The sequence below is a fragment of the Actinotalea sp. JY-7885 genome (assembly GCF_014525465.1).
Taxonomy (GTDB): domain Bacteria; phylum Actinomycetota; class Actinomycetes; order Actinomycetales; family Cellulomonadaceae; genus Actinotalea.
Window position 1 is genome coordinate 1 of the sequence record NZ_JACEXH010000265.1, and the last position, 3079, is coordinate 3079.

The 3079-nt window shown below is 75.9% G+C and carries 4 protein-coding genes; all 4 read right to left on the bottom strand.

The window, feature by feature from the left end:
- Positions 1–199 precede the first annotated feature (199 nt).
- Positions 200–355, bottom strand: coding sequence for a hypothetical protein (locus tag IDM29_RS16000; protein ID WP_182113456.1), 156 nt, complete (start codon positions 353–355; stop codon positions 200–202).
- Between the two features lie 263 nt (positions 356–618).
- Positions 619–2406: a DEAD/DEAH box helicase gene (locus IDM29_RS16005; protein WP_182113455.1), complete on the bottom strand. Its 1788-nt coding sequence runs from the start codon at positions 2404–2406 to the stop codon at positions 619–621.
- A 29-nt stretch (positions 2407–2435) separates the two neighbouring features.
- Positions 2436–2780 carry a DUF3039 domain-containing protein gene (locus tag IDM29_RS16010; RefSeq protein ID WP_182113454.1) on the bottom strand — a complete coding sequence of 115 codons (345 nt, stop codon included), beginning with the start codon at positions 2778–2780 and terminating at the stop codon, positions 2436–2438.
- A gap of 10 nt (positions 2781–2790) precedes the next feature.
- Positions 2791–3079: hypothetical protein (locus IDM29_RS16015; RefSeq protein ID WP_223148416.1), on the bottom strand; the 289-nt coding region annotated here is incomplete at its 5' end.

The window sequence follows — 3079 nt, forward strand, 5'->3', positions numbered from 1 at the left end:
CGCCGAGCTGCCGCGCGGGGCGCGGCGGCTGTCCGCCGGCGACCCGGCCGTGCCCACGACCACGCTGCGCCTGCCGGACTGAGCGGCCGGACCGCCGGCGTCACGCGGCGCCGACGGCGGCCTGGACCACCCGGACAGCACCGCGCCCGGGTCCCTCGCGGTGCGAGGTACCCGGGCGTTGCGCTGTTGGGGGGTGCGGTTACACGCGAGCCTTGCCGCGGCCGACGAGGCCGAGGATGAGGCTGACCACGAGCACGGCGATGCCGAGCCAGATCAGGAACTGGGCCGCCTCGACGGCGACGCCGAGCACGAGCAGCACGGCGCCGATGATGAGGATGATGAGCCAGGTAGGCACGATGGGCCCCTTTCGGTCCGGTGTCACCACCCGGAAAGTCACCGGGCGGGGGGTATTGACAGGGAGCCTGACACGTGGGTCAGGGGCCCGCATCCGGAACGATCACGTCGGGCGAAACTCGCACACCTCTGGTACACGCCACCGTGGTGACCATGGCGGGAGGCGCTGACCTGCACCGATGCGCCGCTCGCGGCGCGCGGGGCCGGCCCGCGGCCCAGATCGGGTAGCGCACGTCACAGCCGCCGCCCGGGCCGGGTGCCGCCTCAACGCCGCCCGACGAACCAGTCCCGCACCAGCGCCATGCGCGCCTCGAGCTGCTCGGTGCTCGCCAGGGCGACCTCGGGTCCGCCGCAGCGGCGGCGCAGCTCGGTGTGGACGGACCCGTGCGGCTGACCGCTGCGGCGGGCCCACGCGCTGACGAGGCTGTTGAGCTCCTTGCGCAGCGCCGTGAGGCGGCGGTGGTCCACCGCCGGGCGACCTTCGCTGCGCCCGGCGACCTGGTCCGCCTGGCGCTGACGCAGCAGCGTGCTCACCTGGTCGGCGTCGAGGAGGCCGGGCAGGCCCAGGAAGTCGAGCTCCTCCTCCGAGCCGACCTCGGCGCCGGTGCCGAACTCGCCGCCGTCGAACAGGACGCGGTCGAACGTCGCCTGCGCGTCGAGGGCCTGGAACGTCCCGGCGACGCCGTCGGCGCCCACCGCGTCGGGTGAGCTGTCCTCGCGCTCCGCCAGGAGCAGCAGGTCGGCCTCGGGGTCGGCGTCGTCGCCCTTGGGCCGGTCCAGCGCGTGGTCGCGCTCGAGCTCGAGGGTCGCCGCGAGCGCGAGGAGCTGCGGGACGCTCGGGAGGAAGACCGACGCCGTCTCGCCGCGGCGCCGCACGCGCACGAAGCGACCGACGGCCTGGGCGAAGAAGAGCGGCGTCGCGGTGGACGTCGCGTAGACGCCCACCGCCAGGCGCGGGACGTCGACGCCCTCGGAGACCATGCGGACCGCGACCATCCAACGCGACGTGCCCGCGCTGAAGGTGTCGATCCGGTCCGAGGCGCCGTCGTCGTCCGACAGCACGACCGTCGCGGCCTCGCCGGTGATGCGGCGCAGGTGTGCCGCATAGGCGCGGGCGTCGGCCTGGTCGGTGGCGATCACCAGCCCGCCGGCGTCCGGCACGCTGCGCCGGACCTCGGACAGGCGCCGGTCCGCCGCCGCGAGGACGGAGGGGATCCACTCGCCCTCGGGGTCGAGCGCCGTGCGCCACGCCTGCGCGGTCATGTCCTTGGTGAGGTCCTCGCCCAGGCGCGCGCTCACCTCGTCGCCCGCGCGGGTGCGCCAGCGCATCTGGCCGCTGTAGGACAGGAAGATCACGGGCCGCACGACGCCGTCGCGCAGCGCGTCGCCGTACCCGTACGTGTAGTCGGCGAGCGAGCGCCGGATGCCGTCGGCGCCGGGCAGGTAGGTGACGAACGGGATCGGGGCGGTGTCCGACCGGAAGGGCGTGCCGGTCAGCGCGAGCCGGCGCGTCGCCCCCTCGAACGCCTCCCGGACGGCGTCGCCCCAGCTCAGCGCGTCACCGCCGTGGTGGATCTCGTCGAGGATCACGAGGGTGGGCGCCGCCTTGGTCCGGGCGGCGTGCAGGGCGGGCTTGCTCGCGACGCCCGCGTACGTCAGCGCGACGCCGTCGAAGTCCGCACCGTGGCGACCCTGGCTGTTGCGGAAGTTCGGGTCGAGCCGGATGCCGACGCGCGCGGCCGCATCGGCCCACTGGCGCTTGAGGTGCTCCGTCGGCGCCACCACGGTGACCCGCCGCACGATGCCGCGCTGGAGCAGCTCCGTCGCGACCCGCAGGGCGAAGGTCGTCTTGCCGGCGCCCGGGGTGGCGACCGCGAGGAAGTCGCGCGGCTGGCGCTGCTCGTACGCGTCGAGCGCGGCCTGCTGCCAGGCGCGGAGCTTGCCGGCGGTGCCCCACGGCGCGCGTCCCGGGAAGGCGGGCGGCAGGTGCGAGGCGGCCGCGGCCGAGGGCGCGTGGACGGGCGCGGGCACGCCGGTGGAGGGCCCCTCCACCGATGAACGCGCCGCGTGGTGCGGGGCGTTCACCGTCCGCCGGTCGGGCCGGCGCCGTCGCCGGGCTTGTCGCCGTCCTGCGGCTCGCGCAGGCCGTCGTAGATCTCCTTGCAGATGGGGCAGACCGGGAACTTCTTGGGGTCGCGCCCGGGCACCCACACCTTCCCGCACAGCGCCACGACGGGGCTGCCGGAGAGCGCCGAGGCGAGGATCTTCTCCTTGCGCACGTAGTGCGAGAAGCGCTCGTGGTCGCCCGGCTCGACCTCCTGGCGGGTCTCCTCACGCTCCAGGACGCCGGTCGCCGAGCCCGGACCGTTGCCTCCCGGCTGACCGAAGGGGTCGTCCGGACCGCTGGGGCTGGTCGGCTGGCTCATGCGGGAGAGTCTACGACCCCCCTCCGACAGACCCCGGGCCGTCCACGCCCGACCGCCCTTCCGCGTTCGGGACGGGCGGGACCGGCCGGCCTCCGGGACCGCGCCGGGGCGTGCCGCGGCGGCGGCGCGCGGCGAGCACGACGGTGAGCGCAGCCACGGCGAGCAGGAGCGCACCGATCGCCAGCGCCCAGGCCGGGAGCGGCTGGACGACGTCGACCTCCCGGCGGACGACCGCAGACATCGGGCGCGGCTCGGCGCCGGCCGACGGCGCGACGGACGGCGTCGCGGACGGCGTGGCG